This is a genomic window from Leptothermofonsia sp. ETS-13, from assembly GCF_049200465.1.
In the GTDB taxonomy this organism is placed as follows: Bacteria; Cyanobacteriota; Cyanobacteriia; order Leptolyngbyales; family Leptolyngbyaceae; genus Leptothermofonsia.
The window spans coordinates 2029496-2052957 of sequence record NZ_CP120836.1; the positions used below are offsets into that span (position 1 = coordinate 2029496).

Here is a 23462-nt window from a genome sequence, read left to right on the forward strand (position 1 = left end):
TAAGTTCCTCAAGCTTCATGGGACAGGTAACGTTTAGATCAATTACCTCCCCTACTTTTTCTGTGATTTCGCGGAGCGAATTGAAAAAATTTATTGGAACCCTATCTACAACTTGGAATGGCTACGGATGCTCCTATCCTGCCTGAACTGATAACAAGGATAAAAAGGATAAATAGTTTTCCTAGCTCGTCGTGACGCAGTTTCTACCACTCAAATTTCATACATATGCTGGGCAGAATCCTTGGGGGGCGCTACCAAGTTACCCACCATCTGGGGGGGGGTGGCTTTGGGCAAACTTACCTGGCTGAAGACTTGCATTTACCTGGCAAGCCTCAGTGTGTGGTCAAGCAGCTAAAGCCAAGAGTAACCAATTTGGAAGCGCTCCAGACGGCACGGCGGCTGTTTGATACAGAAGCAGAAGTTCTTTACGCGCTGGGAAGCCATGATCAGATTCCCAGGCTATTTGCTCACTTTGAGGAAAACCGAGACTTTTTCCTGGTTCAGGAGTTTGTGGAGGGGGAGGTTTTTAGCCAGGAAATTAAGAACCGCAAGCAATTTCCCGAAACCGAGGTGATTGACCTGGTTCAGGATATTCTCACTGTGCTGGAGTTTGTCCATCAACAGCAGGTGGTTCATCGGGACATTAAGCCTTCTAACCTGATTCGGCGCAGGGGCGATCGCCGTATGATTCTGATCGATTTTGGTGCCGTCAAACAGATTGGGATTGAAGCGTATGAATCGCCTGACCAGGCAAGCGTGACTATTGCCGTGGGTTCTTCTGGTTATATGCCCAATGAACAACTGGCAGGCAAGCCTCGCTTCTCCAGTGATGTCTATGCGGTTGGAATGATGGCCATTCAGTGTCTGATTGGGGTCAATCCAAAGCAGCTAAAGGAAGACCCCAAAACCAGCGAAATTATTTGGCGCGATCAGGCCAAGGTTAGCCCAGAGTTTGCGGCCATTCTGGACAAGATGGTGCGCTACGACTTCCGCCAGCGTTATCCTTCTGCCAAAGAAGCGCTGGATGATTTGCGATCGCTGACTACTACAACCTCCGTCTCCGCCCTCCTGTCAGAACGGACTTTAGTCAGTTGTGATGGACATCTTGCCTGGCTGGAGCGGGGGGATGATTTATTTCAGCTTCAGCGCTATAAGGAAGCCGTTTCCGCCTACGACCGAGTGATTCAGGCAAAGCCAGAGGAATACCTGGCCTGGTTTAAGCGGGGGATTGCGCTGGAGAATCTACAACGCTACGAAGATGCAGCCGAGTCTTATGAACAGGTGGTCCGGCTTCACCCGGAAGACTATCTGGCCTGGTACAAGTGGGGCGGTGCTTTAGAGTGTTTGCATCGCTATCAGGAAGCGCTTCAGTCCTACGAGCGGGTGGTGGAACTGCGACCCGACAATTACTGGGCCTGGCATGACCGGGGTAAGGTGCTGGAAGCCTTACGACAGTACGATGAGGCGATCGCTTCCTACGATCGGGCAGTCCAGCTTAAGCCAGATTTTCAACTAGCAGTAGAAAATCGTAAACGGGTGCTGAGCCAATTGAGTCGGGTTGATGCACTGTACCACTTACAGCACTACGATGAGGCGGTTGCTTCCTGCGATCGCGCCATTCAGGAAAACCCCAATGACCCAATTCCCTGGCTGATGCGGGGCATGGCCCTGGAGAAACTGGAGTGCCATGAGGAGGCGATCGCCGCTTACGACCGGGTGGTTGAGATTCAGCCCGACGACCATGTTGCCTGGTTTAAACGGGCCAACCTGCTGGAAAAGCTGAATCGCCATGAGGAGGCGATTGCCTCCTATGACAGAGTGGTTCAAATTCAACCAGAAAACTACTGGGCCTGGCACGACCGGGGGCGATTGCTGGAGCACCTGCAACGCTATGAGGAAGCGATCGCCTCCTACGACCGGGCAGTGCAAATTAAACCCGACTTTCAGGCCGCTATCGAGGGGCGCAGACGAATGCTGAATCAGATGCAATCTAAAGTCATGCCGCTCCCGGTCGAGGAAGAAGACGAAACCATCGTTTCAGTTGGAATTTCGGAGCAACCGACCTCAGAATTTGAGGGGCAGGAACTCGAAGTCTTGATTGCGGACTACAAATGTCGCCTGGTAGGACAGGGAAATGGAGCAAATGGGTTGGAGTCCCAGGAGGAAACCACCATTAGCTACCAGCAAGAAGTTGAAGAAACGGCTATCCGTGTACTCAGGGAGGAAGAGGCAACCACCGTTAGCCTTCCTCAAGCCGATTTGGGAGAGCCAATTTCCGTTGAAATAGGCGATTGTTCAAATTTGCCACCCCCACCTCAGCCATGCCCAACCGCTCTAAGCCAGAGAAAGGATGGGGAAGAGGGCCCTATCAGGGAGGAATGGCAGGCGATTAAATCCACAGAGCCCGCGCTGGAGAATTACCATCAGCGATTACAGAAGGGACTGGCGTTAGAAAAAGAGCAACGCTATCTGGAAGCCCTGGCTGCTTACGACCAGGCAAGCCACATTTATGCTGACGATGCCCATCTCTGGCAACGACGCGGACATGTTTTGTATGCGTTGGGGCGCTATGAGACGGCGATCGCATCCTACCGTCGGGCCCTAGAGCTAGAACCTGAAAACGCCGATGTCTGGTGTCGTTTGGGTGGTACCTTTGTCCGCTTAAAACAATTACCGGACGCAGTTACCTGTTTTAACCGGGCAGTGGAATTGAAGCCAACCAGCCATACTTCCTGGTACTGGCAGGGACGATTGCAGTATGAATTGAAGCGATATGCAGCCGCCATTCAGTCCTTTGATCGGGCCCTGGAGCTAAAGCCAGACTTTCAACCGGCTATTCAAGAACGCCTGCGAACGCAAAGGCAGTTAAACGCGCTTGAGGTCCAAGATGTGGGGGTTTAGGAAAGGGATTTTCCATTACCCCATCATTCCATCATTCCATTACCCCATTCACCCATCTACTCCCCAACCCGACTTCCTACTTTTAGCCATGGGAGACTGTGCAACGCGATCGCGCAATGCCAAGGCTAAGCAAAATCACGGGTACTAACCCTACCAGCACAATCGCCAGAGCAGCCCCAGATGCCTCCCCCAGTCGCTCATCCGATGCCAGATTGTAGACCCGCACCGCCAATGTATCGAAATTAAATGGACGGACAATCAAAGTAGCGGGCAGTTCCTTCATCACATCTACAAAGACGAGGGTTGCAGCCGTGAACAAACCACCTGCTATCAGAGGAACGTGAACCCGCCACAGAGTGCTGAGGGGACCATGTCCCAGGCTGCGAGCCGCATCATCCAGGCTAGGTTTAATTTTGGTCAGACTGGCTTCGACGGTACTCAGGGAAACGGCCAGAAACCGAACCAGATAAGCAAAAACCAGAGCTGCGATCGTGCCGCTCAACAGTAACCCTGTGGAAACATTAAAGGTCGTTTTCATCCAGGCGTCGATCGCATTATCCAAACTCCCAACCGGAACCAGAATGCCCACTGCAATCACAGAACCGGGAATTGCATAACCCATGGCTGCTATTTGTGTCGCTAACTGCGTTCCAGGGTTTGGAAACAGACGCAAACCATAGGCCATCAAAATGGCAATGACCACGGCCAAGGCTGCCGTCAGGAGTGCCAGGGTTAGACTGTTCGTTCCAAACTCCCAGAAGCGACTGTCAAAGGACCGGCTGGGGTCTTCCAGTGCCATTTTGAGTAAGATTCCCCCTGGAATCAAAAAGCCCAGATTGACGGGTAACAGGCAGGCCAGGATGGCTAGAATTTTCCCCAGCCAATTCAAGCGATAGCCTCTAAGCTGCTGATGGGAACTGACGGTCTGATAGTATTTTGCCCGTCCCCGTGACCATCGCTCTAACAGTACCAGCCAGAAAACAAACAGCAACAGGCAGACTGCCAGTTGGGATGCTGCCAGCCGTTCATCCATACCAAACCAGGTCCGGTAGATTCCCGTCGTAAACGTATCGACGGAGAAAAACTGTACGGTGGCAAAGTCATTTAACGTTTCCATCAGTGCCAGAGCCAGTCCTGCCATAACCGCCGGACGGGCCAGGGGGAGGGCAATGGTCAGAAAACTGCGCCAGGGGCCACAACCCAAACTGCGACTGGCTTCCAACACGGCAACCGATTGGCTTAGAAATGCCGATCGCGCCAGCAGATAGACGTAGGGATACAGCACCAGGGTCAGCATCAGAATTGCGCCCCAGAGCGATCGCACATTAGGAAACCAGTAATCGGTTACACTTTTCCAGCCAAATATGTTTCGCAGTTCCGTTTGCACGGGGCCATAGAATGCCAACAGTTCAGTGTAAACGTAGGCCAGAATGTAAGCTGGGGCCGCCAGTGGCAGTAGAAGTGCCCATTCAAACAACCAGCGACCGGGAAACCGACACATCGTTACTAACCAGGCGGTTCCCGTCCCGATGACAGTTACACCGATTCCCACCCCCAGCATCAGCCAAAAGGAATTGGCAATGTAAGTAACCAGCACCGTTTCTGTCAGATGCTGCCACACTGCACCAGTATTGGCGAAGACTGTACTGAGGATAACCAGGACGGGGGAGGCGAGCAGGAGGGCGATCGCCCCAACAATCAGAGTCCAGAAATAAGCTGGAACGGATACAGAAGCCCTGGAGGGGGAGGAGTTGAGAGGGGTTGAAAGTCTAGTATTGGCCACTTTAATGAGAACTAATTTCAAAAATCCCTTTACTAGGGTACCGGAATTGTTGATGATAAGTCTCAACAATGAGTTGTCGAAATTTTCAATGGGTCAGTCTGTCATTCTGCAACTGGAGAACATCTCTAAACAATTTTCTCCAAACCTCCCTCCCGCGGTCAGTTCCGTTTCCTTAACACTACATCAAGGCGATATCTTGGGTCTTTTAGGACCCTCCGGTTGTGGTAAGACAACACTTTTGCGCTTGATTGCTGGATTTGAGCGTCCCCAAGCTGGAATCATTACATTGGCAGAACAAATTGTTGCCGATTCCAGACGCTGGTTACCTCCAGAACGGCGGGATGTGGGTATGGTATTTCAGGACTACGCACTGTTTCCCCATCTGACCGTAGCCAGCAATGTTGCCTTTGGACTGAAAAATCGGCGGCGTTTCCGGCGGTATTCTCCCAAGCAGGTGAACCATCAGGTTGAGCAAGCGATCGCACTGGTGGGCTTGCAGGGGTTGGAGAACCGCTACCCCCACGAACTTTCCGGTGGTCAGCAGCAACGGGTAGCTCTGGCGCGGGCGATCGCCCCCCAGCCTGCACTGATTCTCCTCGACGAGCCTCTCAGTAATTTAGATGTACAGGTCCGTCTGCGCCTGCGTCAAGAAGTGCGTCATATTCTCAAGCAAACCGGAACCTCTGCCATCTTTGTCACTCACGATCAGGAAGAAGCTCTATCAATTTGCGATCGCGTGGCTGTTATTCGGCATGGAAAAATTGAGCAGCTTGATACACCAGAAATGATTTATCAGGAGCCTGCTTCACGCTTTGTAGCAGAATTTGTCACCCAGGCAAATTTTCTTCCTGCCCACTGGAATGGGCAGGGATGGGAGACAGAGGTGGGTTGTTTCAGGGTGCAGGCAGGGGAAACGGGCAATGGAAAGGCTGAACCCTCATCAATTTCTCTGGTCGAATTGATGATTCGGCAGGAAGATATTCAATTGGAGCCCGATGAGGCCGGGGAGGTCGTGGTGCGCGATCGCCAATTTCTGGGGCGGGAATACCGGTATTCCCTGGTTGGTTCGTCTGGCTTAGAACTCCAGGCCCGCACAACTGTAGAGCAATCTCTGCCCATTGGCAGCCGGGTCAGGTTATCCATTGCAAGCACTGCTTCAAAGATATTTGGAAGTTGCTGTAGCGATCCTGCTTGAAATTTGAACGGGGTGCAGGGGTTCCACCCCCCTTGTTCACAAACTATTTGTGAACACTACAGTCGTTGGTTAATTCTCCATCATCCCTTCAAACTCCAATTTCCCTCTCTAACTCACCCCGACTCAACCGTTTAGAGTCAAGCAAATAAACCGTTCCCCGATCTGTCAACAGAAAGTGGAGGTAATGGGTAGGGGCTCCTGGCTTGGAAACTTCGTAAATTCCCATACCCTCTTCATCTTCAAGGTCATCCAATTTATCAACCCGATAGCCTTGTTGCTCAAACTGCTGTTCCAGATTACCGGCTACTGAGCGCCATTGGGTTTCATTCACCTGCCAGCAGTCTCCCTTGGAGTTGCTGCACCCTGGAACTGCCCCCGCAACCTTGGAGAACATTACCAACACGTTGGCTGGTTCTGGTTCAGCCGGGAGGGTAGGGGGAGTAGAGGGTTTTGGGCTGGATGGAGGCTTAGAAGATTTAGCCTTCGGGGTTGGAGTAGGGTTTGAAACTACAAATGGTGGCTTTGAGGCAGAAGTTTTCCTTGGCACCCTTACTTTTTTCGCCGCAGATGGCTGGGCAGGTTTAGTCGTTACCACCGGTTTTTGCGAGTTTCGCTTGGGTAGTCTGGTAATCTTAACAAACTTCTCTTCTTTGGCAGGGGGGTCTGGGGAAAAGATAGGAAGCATCAACACTGCCCCATGCAACCCCAGAGAGACCAGCAACAAATACCAAAAGACTCTTCGTTTGGAAGATGGGAATTGTTTCACTAGAGAAGTTACAAGAATGCCAAGATTAATCTTATGAATACTTGAGAAAGGGAGTCAACAACTTTGTTTTGACTCCTAACTTCTCAGCTCAATTATCACCAACAACTCCTGACCCCTGATTCTTGCTATAGCTGTTGCCAGGTTGCTGAGGACATTGGTTTTAAGGGGATGTGGGGGCTGCGTCCCCAGCCAGGGGTTTTCACCCCTGCACCCCGTCCTAAGCCTGGTGGCTACCACTGGTTTCACAAACAGCGGCGACCAGGGAAAGTGCCACAACTGGAGCAGTAACAGCCCTAAGAATGCGGGAACCAAGGGAAATAGGTTGGTAACCTGTGGCGATCGCTTGCTCAACTTCTGCTTCTGTCCAACCACCTTCAGGGCCGATGGCAATGGTAATCGAAAGTGGGGGGCAGGTATTGGGGAGCAGGCAGGTAAGTATGTGGGGAGCGGAGGAACGAGTGACACAGAGATAATGAGTAGACGGGCGATCGCGCATGTCCTGAAGATGTTTTGAAAAGGAGACAGGTTCCAGCAGGGTCGGGACGATTTGACGTTCCGATTGTTCGGCAGCTTCCTGGACAATCCGCTGCCAGCGTTTCAGCCTTTGCGGGCTGGGGTGTAGCAGCGTGCGATCACTGATCACGGGTGCAATGCAGGTCACACCCAGTTCCGTTGCTTGCCTCACCACTTCATCAAAACCGCTTCCTTTGGGCAGCGCCATAACCAGTGTTACGGCAATCGGCAACTCTGTATTGAGAGCGATCGCTTCCAACAGCTCCGCTTCAAACGGGGATGCTTCCCCCTCAACTAGTTTTACGATCCAGGATTGCCCTTTCCCATCCATGGCAACGAAGCGATCCCCCACTCGCAGGCGCAAAACCCGGCCCAGGTAATGAATTTGTTCTGGAGTCAACACTACCCTCCGGGCACAGATCTGATGAAGGTCAACGACGAGGCGTTGCACCAGCCTTTACCCTTCCTCTTTCATCTTTTCCAAATAGGCTTCGATCGCCTCATTCGCCAGTTGACTGATCGGTTTTCCAGCCTGAACCGCCATCTCTTGAAGGCGAGTGTAAGTAGCCTCCTGAACGGTAACACGACGGCGAACGCGGGTAGTCTTGGTAACGGGGGGTACAACCTTGCCATTACCAATGGTATCCCTTTCTACGGCAGTTTCTGCAACAGAAAGACTATCCGGTTCATAGCTGGCCGCGTACTGATGGATGGCGTCTGGACCAACGCGATCGCAAAAATCGCCAAAGCTCTCGCCATGCTGCCGCCATTGTCTGTAATAGACGAAAATAGGCTCCAGAGTCGTTTCCAGGTCATCAATGTGCATCTTTTCGAGGTAAACCCTAGCTAGCCGTGTTTGGTTAGGGGCAGCTCCCAGCCAGACCTGGTAAAAGTTTGGGCCATTGCCAACAAATCCCAGTTCTGCCAAATAGGGACGGGCACAACCATTGGGGCATCCGGTCATGCGGATGATGAAGTGGTCTTTGGGTAGCCCCACTTTTGCTAACAACGCCCGAATTCTTTCTAAGACACCAGGAATTGCCCGCTCTGACTCAGTGGTTGCCAGCCCACAGGTAGGGAGCGCCGGACATGCCATTGCGTAGCGCTCCAGGGAATCAATCTCATCCTCGCGCTTGATGCCACAGCGCATCAGAATTTTCTGAATATTTTCTTTCTGAGAGGGTTCAATCTCGTAGAGGATGACGTTTTGGCTGGGGGTCAGCCGCATTGGTAGATTATACTTTTGCACAATTTCCTTCAAGGCAGTCTTGAGCTGGAAGCTACCCTCATCCTTGATGCGACCATTCTCAATTGAAATGCCAACAAACAGTTTGCCATCGCCCTGCTCGTGCCAGCCCAAAAAGTCTAGATATTGAAATTCGGGCATTGGTTTGAGGGGCTGAATTTTCTTGCCAAAGTAGCTTTCAACCTTATCGCGAAAGCGCTCAACACCCCAATCTTCCAGGAGGTACTTCATTCGGGCATGGCGGCGGTCGGTGCGATCGCCATAATCCCGCTGAGTTGCCACAATTGCCTTCATCACATCGTAAACATCGGCCTTATCCACATAGCCGATGGGGTCGGCAAGTCGGGGAAAGGTTTCTTCCTTGTTGTGGGTACGCCCCAGACCTCCACCTGCAAAGATGTTGAAGCCTTGCAGTTCACCCCTCTCGTCAGTCATGACAACCAGACACACATCCTGGGAAAACAGATCAACCGAGTTATCACCCGGAACCGTGACGCAGCACTTGAATTTGCGCGGCATGTAGTGAGCACCATAAATCGGCTCTTCCCCCTCGTGAAAAACCGTGCCATTGCCGTTGCGCTGACGGGCCGCCACAACCTCTGGATTCTCCTCCGCCGAAATCACCTTTTCCCCATCCAGCCAGATCTCGTAGTAAGCGCCAGTTTGGGGAGTCAGTAAGTCTGCCACGTTGTTGGCATATTCCCAAGCGTACTGGTACTCTGGGCGGTTCTTGTAGGGGGCAGGGGGAGCCATCACATTGCGGTTCAAGTCGCCACAGGCTCCCAGGGTTGAACCCATACTGTGGACGATTGCCGAGATCGTTGCCTTCAAATTCTTCTTTAAGATGCCATGCAGTTGAAAGCCCTGCCGGGTCGTGGCTCGAATTGTGTGATTGCCATACTCATCCGACAGCCGATCCAGCGTCAGGTAAAGCTCTGGCGGGATAAAACCACCGGGGCTACGCGTCCGCAGCATAAACTGGTAATCTTTCTCCTGCCCTTTGACCCGGTTGTCCCGGTTGTCCTGCTGGTAGGAGCCATGAAATTTCAGAATCTGAACCGCATCTTCCGAAAAATGGGTGGTATCCAGGAGTAATTCTGAAGCCACCGGCTCGCGCAGATAATTACTGCGGTCTTTAATGCCTTCAACCTTAGAAGGTTTACGAACAACGGGAGGTGTCTGAGTGTTAACCATCGGATCGACTATAAGAGGAAAAGCATTGGTGAAGGTTTCTGCCCGACTCTGAATATCATTAAACTCCAGCCTTGAATAAGGCTCTCCCAGCTTGCTGATGAAAGAGTAGCTTACCACCAACCTATCAGGAGAACCTTTACCAGGAACCTTAATTGAATAAGTATTGATTCCCGGTAAGTCGGTCGGAATTCTGTTGTATCACTAGAGTTGATCCTACCATTGCTTTCTTGATCCCGATGGTTCCTATAGAAATTCTGAACAACTTAGAAGTGTAAATTTTTGTAGAGAGGAGAGTTTTGAGTGCTGAGTTTTGAATCCAAGGCGGAAGGGAGAAGCTAGGAGCCAGGAGAAGGGAGAGCTTCGCAACCCTGCTCAGAAAGCTCCAGCTTCCCAGAATAAGCAAAGCTAGAGCTTCCGGTCGGCGTAACGAAGTTGGAACTTCGTTACGAGAACGTGTGAAGTTATTTTTTAACGATCCCTAACAACCAACAACTAACAACTGAGGGTGTTCTAAAAACGGGGCTCTGATTCCTCGAATGAACTTCCTCGCTGTTTTGCACAGTTGCGATCGCCGATATAGGATCGCTATGTGTTTTTCCTATACTGGCAAATCCATTTCAAACTGAGCACCCTCTACAGAAGGAAAACCTCATCCATCACCCTTTAAAATTGAAAAAGTAAAAAAGGGACGCATGATTACGTCCCGTTAGAGGGATTCAGTTGGAGGATGATCGCTTAAAAGCGATAGCCCAATCCAGCCTGCAAGCTTACCGCACTGGCAGGGCTGTTCTTGTACGCTCTAATGCCAACCTTGGCGTCACCATAAACGGCAATATGCTCTCCCAGTCCGGCTTCAACCCCAGCCATCACGACAGCCGCATCTCGGTTACCTAAAGGAGTTGGTTGCCCATCTTTCTGCACAAAAGAATAGCCACCACCGATGTAGAAATTGGTGTTGTCAGCAATGGGAACATCATAAGTCAAGGTGGGTATTACGGTGCTGTTTCGATTAGTAAACAAAACTGCACCTCGAACAGAAATGGGAACCGTTGGAATCGCAACGCGTCCCTGAATGTTGCCACCAAATGTTGCCGCATCTCCCTGCTGACCTCCATTGGTGACTCCAGCCGCGACCCCAGCCCCCACATAGCTACCATCAAAGTAAATCGGTTTGGCAGAAGCAGCACCAGCAGACAGAAATGCAGGAGCAACAATCAGGGCTGATAACGCGGCGATTCCTGCAGAAATTGGTTTACGGATTGCAGTAGAAACCTTCAAAGAGCGTTGCATTTTGATGTCCTTCTAGTTCTAGGGGTCACTCAGTATGGCTAGGTTTGAAGTCAAAAAATTTTCAGAATTGTTCCAGAAGTTTCATCCGATTAACTTATCTTACCGTATCAAGTTTTAGAATAATTTCTATCAAGTTTGTCTCGTTTAATGAATAACCTACCTAGGAAGCTAAAGCAGATTTTGAATATCTCCTTAAAAACTGTCACAGAAGAATTTGAATTTTCAGAATTTGAATTTTCAAATTAGAAGCTTGAGTTTTCAAATTAGAAGCGAGTTATCAGAAATTCAATTCAAGAATGAAATGTTATCGAGAGGTTTTAGAAAGATTAGCCCCAAAAAAGCTGGGAAGCTAACGCCAAGAAACAGCTGCCTTAACCGTAATACCACAGGAATAGGTTTTCGAACGGAAATTTTTGGGCGATCGATAGGGAAGTAGAGGGTTAGGAAAGTGGAGAGTAGTGATGGAACCAAGGAACACTACCCCATTTCCCATTCCCTACTAACAACTAACAAATCTCCCTTCAATCGACCCTTCTGCCTCATGCACAATAGCTCTCAATTTTTCCAGGGTTTCCGATTTCACGTCTTGCCACATTCCTCGCTGATGGGCTTCCAGCAATCGCTCTGCCATATCGCGTAAGGCCCAGGGATTTTTCTGCTGCACAAAGGTTTGCACTGAGGGATCAAACAGGTAGGCTTCGGCAATGCCCTGGTACATAAAGTCTTCGACACAGTGAGCAGTGGCATCATAGGCAAACAGGTAATCTACGGTAGCAGCCATCTCAAAGGCACCTTTGTAGCCGTGACGCATTACCCCTGCGATCCATTTGGGGTTAACAACACGAGAACGGTAGACACGAGCAATTTCTTCTCGCAAGTGGCGAATTTTTGGGTTCTCTAGGTGGGAATGGTCGCCAAAGTAGGTGGCGGGATTACGTCCCTGTACAGCTCGCACGGCTGCGGTTAATCCCCCCTGAAACTGGTAGTAGTCATCTGAGTCGAGCAGGTCATGTTCGCGGTTGTCCTGGTTGTGCAAGACAATTTGCATCTGGTTTAGACGTTGCTCGAAGGCTTCTGGGGCAGCGGTACCGCCCTGACTGAAGGAGGAAGTATAGGCGTAGCTGCTCCAGTTGATATAGGCACGGGCAAGATCGGTATCGTCGATCCAGTTTTGGGCCTCGATGAGTCCCTGAAGTCCTGCACCATAGGCACCGGGTTTGGAACCAAAGATGCGGTAGCGCGATCGCGCGATCGCCTGTTCCTCACTTAATCCCACCGCTCGCCAGTGTTCTGTTTCCCGCTTCACCTGCGCTGCCAGGGGATTCTGGTCTTCTGGTTCGTCTAATGCGGCGATCGCCACCACAGCCTGATCAAATAAATCGATCAGATTGGGGAAGGCATCTCGAAAGAAGCCAGAAATTCGCAAGGTAACATCCACCCTGGGGCGACCCAGAATGGATAGTGGCAGAATCTCAAAATCGATCACTCGCCGCGCCACTCCTTCCCATACCGGTTTTACCCCTAGCAATGCCAGGGCTTCGGCCAGATCATCGCCTCCCGTTCGCATGCAGGAGGTTCCCCAAACGGAAAGCCCTAGGGTTGTGGGATACTCGCCATGCTCCTGCGTGTAGCGTTCGATCACAGCCTCGGCTGCTTTGCGACCCACCTCCCAGGCCGTTTCGGTGGGAATTGCCCGGATGTCTACGGAATAGAAATTGCGCCCGGTGGGGAGAACCTCTGGACGGCCACGGGTGGGTGCCCCCGCCGGACCTGCTGGAACGTATTGCCCCTCCAGCCCCCGCAGCAGGTTAGTAATTTCTTGCTCCGTCTGCCGCAAAGCAGGCAAAAGCTCAGTCGCAATCCAGGTCAGTTCCTTTTGTGTTAAGGGCAAGGGGTGAGGGGGGTCCGAATTCGCTGGTGTAGCCTCTGCGCCGGGAGCAGAACCGACTTCAAACAGATGGTTAACCCACTGAGCAGCGAACTGCTCCAAAACCTCAACCTCGTCCCCAACGGTGCGGCATCCATCAAAATAATTGCCTGTCGCCTGTTGCCTGTTGCGTGCAATCTGTTGCCCCAGATCCCCCGTTAATGGATCAAAATCTAACCCCCAGTCTTGAGCCAGGGCACGGGTCAAACCCAGCCGTCCAGGGCCAGGTTGGCGGGCGATCGCCACAATCAGATCCCTCAACTGTTGCCCCTGAGGACACTGACCAAAGATATGCAATCCATCCCGAATTTGGGCTTCTTTGAGTTCACAAAGATAGCCATCAATTGAATTTAAAGTTGAAGATTCAAAATTCAAACTATCGACTTTAGGGTTCACTTCTAACTGTTCAGTTTGAATTTTCAAATCTTTGTGCAAATTCTCCTGCTGAATGAGCTTAACAATTCGTTCTCGAATCATCTTCAGTCTGGATGGATCGAGATTTTGAGCTTCGTAATATTCATCAATCAGTGCCTCTAACTGTTGCAGCGGACCATAAAGCTCGGCGCGGGTCATGGGCGGTGTCAGGTGATCTACAATCACCGCTTGCGATCGCCGCTTTGCCTGAGCGCCTTCCCCCGGATCGTTCACGATAAAGGGATACAGGTGAGGTAGCGGTCCCAGAGCAACTTCAGGATAACAGCTATCTGAAAGGGCAATGCTTTTACCGGGAAGCCATTCCAGATTACCGTGCTTGCCAACGTGAACAATGGCATGGGCACCAAAGTGGTTGCGCAGCCAGTAGTAGAAAGCAAGATACTCATGGGTCGGTTCCAGGTCAGGGGCATGGTAATTCAGGGTGGGATCTTTGTCGTAGCCGCGAGCAGGTTGAATGCCGATGAAGAGATTGCCAAGGAGAAGGCCGGGAATGGGGAAGGATGAGAGGGGGATGGGAGAGAGAGTTTTGAGTTCTGAGTTTTGAACTCTGGCTCCTGGTTCCTGGCTCCTTACATCTGCCTGTTGCCTGTCCTCGATAGTTCCCCAGCGATCGCCAATTCCCTGTTGCACGGCTTCTGGAAGAGCGGCAAAGTATTGTTGATACTCTTGCTGGGGAAGGCTGTGAGAAATGGGACGCAGTTCCCATCCTTCGGGATCGTTGGTAATGCTTGTGGTCAGGCGATGCATGAGTTCGTCAGCCGTCTGAGGAGGGTTTTCAATTGAGTAACCAGCCTGTTGCAACGCGGTAATGATTTCAATACAACTGGCGGGGGTGTCCAGTCCCACTCCATTGGCAAGGCGACCATCACGGGTGGGATAGTTTGCCAGGACGATCGCAATTTTTCGCTGCTGAGGAGGAGTGCGACGGAGTTTAACCCAGTTTACGGTGAGGTCGGCGACAAATTGGATGCGATCGCCCATCGGTTCGTAGGTCACAACATCTGCTTCCAGCGCAGCATGGTAAGTTTGTACAGTTTTGAAGGACACTGCCCGGCTAATGATGCGCCCATCCACCTCAGGCAGGGCCACATTCATTGCCATATCCCGTGGCGACAGGCCACGAAACTGAGTTTGCCATTGTTCCGTTGTACCACTGCTTAAAATCACTTGCAAAACTGGGACATTGAGCCGGTGCCAAAGGGAGGCGACGGGCGACGGGCGATGGGCGACAGGTACCCCCTGTTGCCTGTTGTTCGTTGCCTGCTGCTTGTCCCCTAACGCCTGTTCTGTGGGGTTTGACAATTCCGCGATCGCAAAACTCGTCGTATTCAGCACTACCTCAACAGCTGGTTCACCTTCAGGTAAAAAGAACTGCAAAACTTCTGCCTGAAGATCGGGGTCACGCAGGGAGGGGGTGAAGACGGGCACGGGTTCCAATCCCCGTTCTGCCAGGGCATGGCAAAGGTCGTCAATAGGAGCGGTATTGCCAGCCAGGTAATGGGCACGGTAGAACAGTACCCCTACTTTGGGCGCTGAGGTTGGGGGAATCTGGCTTTCGGAAGCTCTGCGCCAGGAATAGCGCCCAATTTCGGGCACATCCTGGGGCAAAGACAACTCATAACTGGTCCCCAGATAGTGATTGGCAATGAATTTGAGTGCATTTGCCCCATTCTCCACGCCACCCAAAGTAAAGTAGCGCCAGATCTGGTTTACAGCGGTAAGGGGAATAGTCGAGAGACTGAGCAGGTCAGGGTCAGGGCGATCGTCCCCTGGCAACACAATCAGCGTGGCACCAGTGCGCTGAACAACGTCCTGCACCACTTCCAGTCCGTAAGACCAGTAAGCCCTTCCCCCCAGCAGGCGCAGGAGAATGACCTGAGCCCGTTCCAGCACCTCTTCGGCATAGGCGTCTATGGTAAGCGGCTGTTGCAGATTTAGCAAATTTGCCACCCGCAGAGCTGGAAAGTCGTAAGGTAGCTGATCAGTCGCTTTCGCTACCGTTTGAATGTCGGTGTCAGCAGCGGTGAGAAATATCAGGGGAGCCGGAGTCTGTTCGAGGAAGATGACTCCTTCCGCTTGAGGATTCCACCCCCCAGGTGTGGCAGCAAGACGGTGCATAACGAAACGATTCTAACTTTATCGCTCTATACTCTAAGAAATGATTCACTTTTCTGAAATCTGTAACAAGTGTCAGGAGGAGGAAGTGGAGGGGTAGAGGGGTGGAGGGCTGATTCATCCACTCTTATCATTTATCCACTCATCCAACCCTCTACCCCTCACTAACAACAAACAACTCTCTCAGCTCTCTCAGCCCATCTTCTCGCCTGTAAGTTCACCTGATGAGCCCTGCCCGTGCCTCCAGTTTACGCCGAATACTGCCTTCGGCGGTGTTTGACCAACTCGGCAGCGTCATGCGACAGACTGCGCAGGAGATCGCAGAAGATGCCCTGGTCATTACCGAAGCCGTTCTTCCCCCCCACGAATATCCGATTGGAAAGGTTGAACGATTTGTTATTGTGGTTTCCAGTGGGTTCAGTGGGTTGCTGCTGGCAGAAATCCCACCTGGGCAGTCCGAACCTGTACAAAGCCAATCGGCTGCCGAACCGTCACTGTCTAACGAAAGGCCACAGGGGATGGTTTATCAGGTAGGGCTAGCATTCGATCCCTCCGAAATAACAACCTTTCTGACAGATTTAGGTAACAAACTTCAGGATGATCCTGCCGCCATGAACACATTGAGGCAGGCGATTCAACATCTACGGCCAAACGATGCCACGATTCAAAGTGAGTTTACATTACGGTTGGCTGAAGTGCTGGCAGCTACGCTGACTGTTGCCCTCCCCCATTTAGAAGAGATGTCTTGCGACCTGTTGGTGGCGGCGGCTCTGCAACAGCAGGTTGAACAGGAGCGCCTGTTAAATGAGGTCACGACTCAAATTCGCCAGAGCATGAATCTGCCTGACATTCTGGAAACGGCAGTGCAACAGGTGCGGCAACTGATTCAAGCAGACCGGGTGGTCATTTACGAGTTCAATTCTTCGGCGATCGCCGCTCTGGGAAACCGCTCCAGATGGGAAGACAAAGCACAGTACCCCCGCAGTGCCTATGGGCGCATTACCTATGAATCGAGAATATCCCAGTCTCTCCCTTCCACGCTCAACATGGAAGAGGGCATGGAATGTTTCCCGGACGTGCCCAACTACCTGAAGCGCTACGCCAGAGGACTGATCCAGGCCATCAATGACACCGAGGCCACGTTTGCACTTTCACCCCGCCTGCTAAAGCTAATGCGTAAAGTAAACGCACGGGCAAAGCTGGTAGTTCCCATCGTGGTGCAGGAAGAACTCTGGGGTTTACTAATCGCCCATCAATGCTCTGCACCCCGTCGTTGGCAGGAGCATGAGAAAAAGGTTTTGCAGCGGATTGCCGAACACTTGGCGATCGCCATTTACCAGTCCAAGCTTTACACCCAGTTGCAGCACCAGAAACAAGTGCTGGAACAGCGAGTAGTCGAACGTACTCAAGAACTGGGTGATGCCCTCGTTGCTGCGCAAGCCGCCAGCCGCGCCAAAACCGAATTTTTGGCCGCAATGAGCCATGAACTACGCACTCCATTAACTTGCGTCATCGGTATGGCAGAAACCCTACTGCGGGCAATGACTCAAAAACCAGATACCTATACCCTCAAACCCCAAAAACAAGTGGAATACCTGAAAATTATCAAACGCAGCGGCGAACACCTGCTGGAGCTGATCACTGACATTCTAGATGTATCTCAGGTAGAGGCAGGCAAAACCGCCCTTAACATCACTGAATTTTCTCTGTCTCAGCTGGCCCACCAGAGTTTGCAAATGCTGCGGGAAAAGGCCCAATCCAACGGCGTTGAATTAATTATGGATTTGCGCGTTGGTAGCCAAACGACTGATTCAACGTCTTCAGGAGATTCCTTTACCGCCGATCGCCGTCGAGTTTATCAAATTCTGCTGAACCTGCTGAGTAATGCCGTCAAATTCACCCCCAGTGGTGGGCAGGTGACTCTGCGGGTTTGGGTGGAGAATCACTCCGCCGTGTTTCAGGTCGAAGATACAGGCATCGGCATTCCCGAAAACCAGCGCTCCCTCTTGTTTCAGAAATTTCAGCAATTAGACAGTGCCTATCATCGCAATTACGAAGGGACGGGCTTAGGATTGGCACTCACCAAGCAACTGGTAGAACTTCATGGCGGCACCATTGATGTAGAGTCCACCGTGGGTGTTGGCTCGCTCTTTACCGTGCGGCTTCCTGCCCAACCCCTTACCCGGAGCAGCGGTGTGAAAAAGCTCCAGACGACCGGCTCTGTTCCTCTGGTAGCAGAAAATACTGAAGATAATAAACCGATTGAATACAGCCGGTCATTTTGCGGGCGCATTGTTTTAATCGAAGACCATGAAGAAACAGCCATGCTCGTCTGTGACTTACTGACAGCAGCCGGTTGCCAGGTTGTGTGGATGATCGATGGTTTTACTGCCATCAAGCAAATTGAAATGCTACAACCTTCCTTGGTTATTACCGACATTCAACTACCAGGGATGGATGGCTACGAAATCATCCATTTTCTTCGCCATAACCCTCTCACAAAGGACATCAAAATCCTGGCACTTACTGCTAGAGCCCTTCCCGAAGACCATGAACGCTGTCTTGCTGAGGGAGCCGATGAGTACCTGGCAAAACCGATTCAACCCTATCAGTTGTTAGATAAGGTTTCGGCATTGGTGGGAGAAGATTAAAGGGTAAGAGAGTTTTGAGTTTTGAGTTCTAAGTTTTGAGTTCTAAGTTTTGAGTTCTTGCCTTACTCCTCACCCCTCCCTTCTGCCTTTTGGGCGCTGCTGAATTTGGGTATGAAATAGGTGCTGTATGGTCGAAACTTCGTTTCGATTCATACTGCTTTTCAGCAACGCCGCCTTTTGCTTCATCCCTATAGAATGGGGAATGACTTTGCACTTGTTAACATATGACACTGCTACTGGCTGGTGACATTGGTGGTACTAAAACCATTTTGAATCTAGTAGAAGCAACAACCCAAAAATCCAGGGCAGGGGCAGTCCTGAAAACCCTTTACGAGTCTCGCTATATCAGCGCAGATTTCCCTGACCTGGTGCCAATGGTACAAAAGTTTCTGGCTGAGGCGGCGTCACAGTTGGGAGATGTTCCGTTTCCTCAGAAGGCTTGTTTTGCGATCGCCGGTCCTGTTGTGGGGGGCACTTCCAAACTCACCAATTTAAGCTGGTCTCTGGAGGTGCATCGATTGAGCGAAGCGCTAGAAATTCCTCATATTTCGCTGATTAACGACTTTGAAGCAGTAGGTTATGGAGTTTTGGGCTTAGAACCCTCTGACCTGCGCACCCTGCAAACCGGGCAACCTCGACCGGATGCCCCCATTGCTGTGATCGGAGCCGGGACTGGGTTAGGTGAGGGGTTCATTATCCATCAGGGTGGAGAGTACCGGGTCTATGGTTCGGAGGGAGGCCACGCCGACTTTGCCCCCCGAACTCCACTTGAATTCCAGCTATTGCGCTATCTCATTGAACGGCACGGGTTAGAGCGAGTTTCAACCGAGCGAGTCGTATCGGGTCAGGGAATTGTGTCTATCTATCAGTTTTTGCGCGATCGCAACATTTGCGAAGAAACCCCAGAAATTGCGGCTGCTATTCAAACCTGGCGGCAGGAAATTGGTAGCAGTGAGAAAACCATCGACCCTGGAGCCGTTATTGGTAAAGCCGCATTAGAAAAACGCGATCCCCTTTCTGAACAAACCCTGCAAATGTTTGTCGAACTTTATGGAGCGGAGGCTGGCAACCTGGCCTTAAAATTGCTGCCCTATGGCGGCATGTATGTAGCAGGTGGCATTGCTCCCAAAATCCTCCCTCTACTGACCGATGGGCGATTTCTCAGTGCCTTTGGTAGTAAAGGACGGATGAGTCCTTTATTAGAACTGGTTCCACTGCATATTGTGCTGAACCCAAAGGTGGGCCTGATTGGAGCAGCGCTGCGTGCGACCAGGCTATAGCAGTAGATGGGTAGAAGGGTGGATGAGTGATAGGGTGATGGGGTGTAGATTCAGTAAAGAGGTGTGAGGTGTAAGGTGAAAACGCAAAACTCATCTACCCATCCACTCATCCACCCTTCTACTCCCTCACTCCCCCCTCTTTCCCTCTCCTTTACTCAAAAATCAAATCCACTCGCCGTTGGGACTCTTGCAGGGCTTCCTGGGGAGATTTTATTCCCATCAGGGTGGCCTCGATCGCCCGTCCCAGGTTTTCAGAAATGCGGTTGTAACCGGGGAAGATGGGACGCGATCGCCCGTACTTTGCCTGGTCTAGAAACACATCTACAGCGGGCTGTTTTGCCTTAAAGGCTAGATAGTCTGGATTTTGACGTGCCTTCAGGTTGACGGGTAAATATCCCGTGCCAATTGCCCACTGGGTCTGAAATGGTTCACTGAGTACGTATTCTGCAAAGGTGAGGGCGGCTTGCTCCCGCTCTGGGGTGGTTTTCAAGATAAACAGGTTCTCGCCCCCAATCACCGTTGCCCGTTTCGCTTCTCCTGGAATGGGCAGAACACCAAAATCCACACCCGTTGTTTGCAATTGTCCCAACGTCCAGGGACCGGAAAGCTGCATCGCCACTTTCCCTGCCAGAAAGCCATCCAGTTCATACCCACGTTCTGGGGCAGAAAGCACAGCGGAACCATCCTTCATTAGCTCCTGCCACAGGTTGAGTGCCGCGATCGCTCCTGAATTCACCAAATTAATTTTGAGTTTTGAGTGCTGAGCTTTGAGTGCTGAGCTTTGAGTTTCCACCGCTTCACTCCCCACTCCCCATTCCCGACTCCTGATTTCCGGCTCCTGACTTTTTTCTTCTTCCTTCTTCCTCTCCCCTGGCCCCTTCTCTACCAACTCCCCGGCCCCGCTCCACATAAAAGGAAGCCAGGTAAATACGGTCCATTCTCCCTTGCCCAGGGGTAACACCATGCCGTGCTGATCGACTTTGCCATCGCCATTGGTGTCACGGGTTAGTTGCCGGGCTACCTGGCGAAGTTCTTCCCAGGTTTTGGGCAGGTTATTAATTCCTGCCGCTTGAAAAAGGCTGGGACGGTAGTAAATGCCAACATTGTTGGTGCCAAACGGTATGGACCAGATCTGGCCTTCTAGCTGCATGCTGTCCAGCAGTGCCGGGTCAACCTGCTCTTGCAGGGGTGACTGGTTCCACCATTCATCCAGGGGGCGAATGGCATTTAACTCCACCAGTTGCCCGGTCAGCATGGGCGCAAACCACAATAGGTCGGGCACGGCATTGCCCACAACCGCCGCTAAAATTTTAGGCAATTGTTGATCGGCCTGTCCCACATAAAGCGATTCCACCTGAATGGTGGGATGTTCCCGATTAAACTGATCCACTAGTTTTTGCAAGACATCCCGGTTGGGGGGTGGGTTCACTCCCTGCCACAGCGTCAGGTGAATAATTCCCTCGGCGTCTGGCTGGGAAACCTGGCATCCTGGCAAAACGATCAGGAGGAGGCTCAGAATACCAAGGAGGAGCGATCGCTCAATAACTTTCAAGATCTTGTGCCGCTGCTTCATGCCAGAAATCTTCTATGGCTACTGTGATACTGCTTTTCAACAACGCCTGAGCAACCAGTTGTAGAAAGATGGAGTGAAGTTCTATCACCCCAACCCACGCCATCCCACTACGCCCGTCCCGTTACCGATAGCCCCTCCACAATAATGGAGGGCGTATAGCAAGAACCATTCCAGTCGGCATCGCTGCCAATTTCAACCAGTTGTTTCAAGGCCGTGTAAACGTTGCCTGAAACCATCGTGTCTTTAATGCGACCGATGACCTGACCATTTTTCACCCGATAGCCCAGGTCAACGTTAATAGAAAACTCGCCAGAGATTCCTGCACCGCCGCCCAGCATTTGATCCACAATCAGTCCATCATCCAGGGTTGCAATCAATTCGGGCAGAGATTGGGTGCCCTGCTGAATCAGGAGGTTGAATAGGCCCGGGGTGGGATAGCTGCCCAGACCTGCACGGAACCCATTCCCTGTAGTACCGCTACCGAGGGCGCGTCCAGTGGTGCGATCGGTGTAGAAGAGTTGCAGGATGCCTTTGTCAATGAAGATAATCGGGCGGGTTGGGGTGCCTTCGTCGTCAAAGGGGCAGCTAAACGGTCCGTCAGTAGGGTGCTGGTAGAGGGTCAATTTTTCTGAGGTGACGGGTTCGTTGAGGCGATCGCTCCAGGGTGAGGCTCCCTCAATGACCTGTTTGCCGTTCAGCGCGGCCTGTACCGTGCCCCACAGCATATCAGCGGCCTTTGCTGTAAATAAAACGGGCACCCTACCAATAGGCGGATGGGTATTCTCCTTGGCCCACTCCAGCCGTTGCAAAATCTGATTGGCGAGAGCTGCCGGGTCCAGGCTATTGCGCTGGGTTTGCCCATCGGCTACGCTCAAAAAGTCATCGCCGCGTACCCACTCCGCTGAGAGATAGCAACTCAGGGTGGTGTCGGTATAACCACAGTCTAACCCGTAGGAATTGATCAGGCGAGTGGTTTCTGCCTCACACTCCCATTCTGCGGTGCAAAGCAAATCAGGATTGGCATCACGGACAAGGGCGATCACCTCTCTGCCCCATTCCACCAACTGCTCCACCGGAACCGACTCCCCCAGATCGGGGTAGTGTTGCTTGGTAGCTTCGGCCAATTCAATCGTCTCCGGTTCATTCAGCGCACTGAGGGCAATGGCCCGGTCTACCAGTGCTTGAGGTTCTACGGAACCATAGGCCACTGCCAGACCCGGACGCCCATCGATCCACAGACGCAGGGCTGTTCCCTCCGCCTGGGCACTTTCTAGCTGCTTCAGCCGATTAGCTTCAAAGAAAACAGGACGGGACAGCGATCGCGATTGAAACACTTCCGCTGCTTCTGCCCCAGACCTGGCAGCTAAGTCCAATAATTGTTCTGCCAGTGTGTCCTGGTGCAACCCGTCGGAACCCATACCTTCCAAAATACCATGAGCGAACCGCAACCCGCTATCAACAACCCACTACCTGTGATGTTGACTGTTAACGGCTGATAGCTAACTAAGTAGGTGGCCATAATTAATTGTAAAGGAATCGTGAAGGGGGGAGTGGCGGCTACGTCCCCAGGCAAGGGGTTTCACCCCCTTCACCCCCGAAATTATCCTTAATGTAATTGCGCCTAGCTACTTACTAGAAAACACTTTACGCTAATTTGACCTCCCGCAATAACCAAAATCCGGCGAAGGCTTCCGCTTCAGGACTGGTTTGAATCGCCAGGAAATGAACTCCCTGCGCCTGTTGCTTCGCCATTTCAAAGTTCCTGGCTTCAGCTTGCAGGCTTGCCTCAGAAAGGCTAGCCAGGTTCCAGCGATCGCTCACCCCCGTTTCCAGCAATAATCGGCTGGGGGGACCATCATCCACTTTAAGAAATGCCAGTTCCAGCCCCGACATCCACGCCGCCATAGGTACTGCCCGCGACGAAAAAATTACCACTCCAGGGATGCGAGCTTTAGAATTCACCCCGGCCAGGCTGAGTGGAAAAGCATCCCCAAAGTCAATCGCCCATTCATTCATTTCATTTAGAGCACTGGCATCCAGGGTGACAAAGGCCCACTTTTGTCCCCGCAGCGCATCGGGTAAGGGTTGGGGTGGCGTTTCTGCAAAGCTTACGGTCGGATTTGCCCCCGGTTGGAAACCAGGATGCTCGGGATAGACTTCCGTTAAACGCTGCTCAAGCCACTGGCTTAAGGCATAGGTGCGGCGGCTGAGCTGGGCAGGAATGCCTAAGTCATTACAGGCTTTAGTAATCATGTTATTCATCGCCTGCCGGAAAAAGCGGATTCTGCTGGGAGCCTGGGCCGCATGGGCGATCGCTCCCTCCAGCGCCCCTCTCAGCCGAACCGAGTTGACCTCTGCACTGGAGCAATATTCGGCATAACGAAACAGAGAATCCAGCGGCGTGTCAACCCTTAGGGGACTTTCACAGACCAGAATCTCCCAGATTTTTTTTCCCTGTTCATCCAAAATTGGACGTGAATAGAAATCAAGTTCCCAGATGGTAGTCATGACCTCATTGTCCCATTAATCCGCCCTACTCAATTTGTCCTGATTCCCTGGCTGAGGCGCGTACTGATTAATGAAGCTTTTGTTA

General features: G+C 51.7%; 13 protein-coding genes. 4 read left to right on the plus strand and 9 right to left on the minus strand.

The window, feature by feature from the left end; all coding sequences use genetic code 11:
• Window positions 1-225 precede the first annotated feature (225 nt).
• On the plus strand, window positions 226-2901 hold the full coding sequence (locus P4D80_RS09050) for a tetratricopeptide repeat protein (RefSeq protein ID WP_421658761.1): 2676 nt from the start codon (window positions 226-228) through the stop codon (window positions 2899-2901).
• An 82-nt stretch (window positions 2902-2983) separates the two neighbouring features.
• Here P4D80_RS09050 and P4D80_RS09055 read toward each other — a convergent pair whose 3' ends face one another.
• Complete coding sequence (locus P4D80_RS09055; protein ID WP_421658762.1) at window positions 2984-4684, minus strand: ABC transporter permease; 1701 nt, start codon at window positions 4682-4684, stop codon at window positions 2984-2986.
• An 88-nt stretch (window positions 4685-4772) separates the two neighbouring features.
• Between P4D80_RS09055 and P4D80_RS09060 the strand changes: the two genes are divergently transcribed.
• Window positions 4773-5879: an ABC transporter ATP-binding protein gene (locus P4D80_RS09060; protein WP_421658765.1), complete on the plus strand. Its 1107-nt coding sequence runs from the start codon at window positions 4773-4775 to the stop codon at window positions 5877-5879.
• 88 nt (window positions 5880-5967) lie between these two features.
• Here P4D80_RS09060 and P4D80_RS09065 read toward each other — a convergent pair whose 3' ends face one another.
• The 5 genes from P4D80_RS09065 to cobN form a co-directional block, all read right to left on the minus strand.
• Entirely contained in the window at window positions 5968-6474 is a 507-nt protein-coding gene (locus tag P4D80_RS09065; RefSeq protein WP_421658766.1) for a hypothetical protein, read from the minus strand.
• A 388-nt stretch (window positions 6475-6862) separates the two neighbouring features.
• Window positions 6863-7609: a 16S rRNA (uracil(1498)-N(3))-methyltransferase gene (locus P4D80_RS09070; protein WP_421658768.1), complete on the minus strand. Its 747-nt coding sequence runs from the start codon at window positions 7607-7609 to the stop codon at window positions 6863-6865.
• A 6-nt stretch (window positions 7610-7615) separates the two neighbouring features.
• The gene (sir, locus tag P4D80_RS09075) at window positions 7616-9715 is read right to left on the minus strand and encodes a sulfite reductase, ferredoxin dependent (protein WP_421658769.1); all 2100 of its coding nucleotides are present in this window, start codon (window positions 9713-9715) and stop codon (window positions 7616-7618) included.
• Between the two features lie 618 nt (window positions 9716-10333).
• Window positions 10334-10888 carry an outer membrane beta-barrel protein gene (locus P4D80_RS09080; protein ID WP_421658770.1) on the minus strand — a complete coding sequence of 185 codons (555 nt, stop codon included), beginning with the start codon at window positions 10886-10888 and terminating at the stop codon, window positions 10334-10336.
• Between the two features lie 499 nt (window positions 10889-11387).
• Window positions 11388-15368 (minus strand): cobaltochelatase subunit CobN, encoded by a 3981-nt coding sequence (gene cobN / locus P4D80_RS09085; protein ID WP_421658771.1) that lies wholly within the window; start codon window positions 15366-15368, stop codon window positions 11388-11390.
• A 221-nt stretch (window positions 15369-15589) separates the two neighbouring features.
• Between cobN and P4D80_RS09090 the strand changes: the two genes are divergently transcribed.
• Both P4D80_RS09090 and P4D80_RS09095 read left to right on the plus strand, forming a co-directional pair.
• Window positions 15590-18016 carry an ATP-binding protein gene (locus tag P4D80_RS09090; protein WP_421658773.1) on the plus strand — a complete coding sequence of 809 codons (2427 nt, stop codon included), beginning with the start codon at window positions 15590-15592 and terminating at the stop codon, window positions 18014-18016.
• A 224-nt stretch (window positions 18017-18240) separates the two neighbouring features.
• Window positions 18241-19296 (plus strand): glucokinase, encoded by a 1056-nt coding sequence (locus tag P4D80_RS09095; protein ID WP_421658774.1) that lies wholly within the window; start codon window positions 18241-18243, stop codon window positions 19294-19296.
• Between the two features lie 151 nt (window positions 19297-19447).
• On the opposite strand, the gene P4D80_RS09100 is transcribed toward P4D80_RS09095, so the two are convergent.
• From P4D80_RS09100 to P4D80_RS09110, 3 genes are all read right to left on the minus strand, one after another.
• Window positions 19448-20869, minus strand: coding sequence for an ABC transporter substrate-binding protein (locus P4D80_RS09100; protein ID WP_421658775.1), 1422 nt, complete (start codon window positions 20867-20869; stop codon window positions 19448-19450).
• Window positions 20870-20976: 107 nt separating this feature from the next.
• Window positions 20977-22287: a TldD/PmbA family protein gene (locus P4D80_RS09105; protein ID WP_421658776.1), complete on the minus strand. Its 1311-nt coding sequence runs from the start codon at window positions 22285-22287 to the stop codon at window positions 20977-20979.
• A 226-nt stretch (window positions 22288-22513) separates the two neighbouring features.
• On the minus strand, window positions 22514-23377 hold the full coding sequence (locus P4D80_RS09110; RefSeq protein WP_421658777.1) for a Tab2/Atab2 family RNA-binding protein: 864 nt from the start codon (window positions 23375-23377) through the stop codon (window positions 22514-22516).
• Window positions 23378-23462 lie beyond the last annotated feature (85 nt).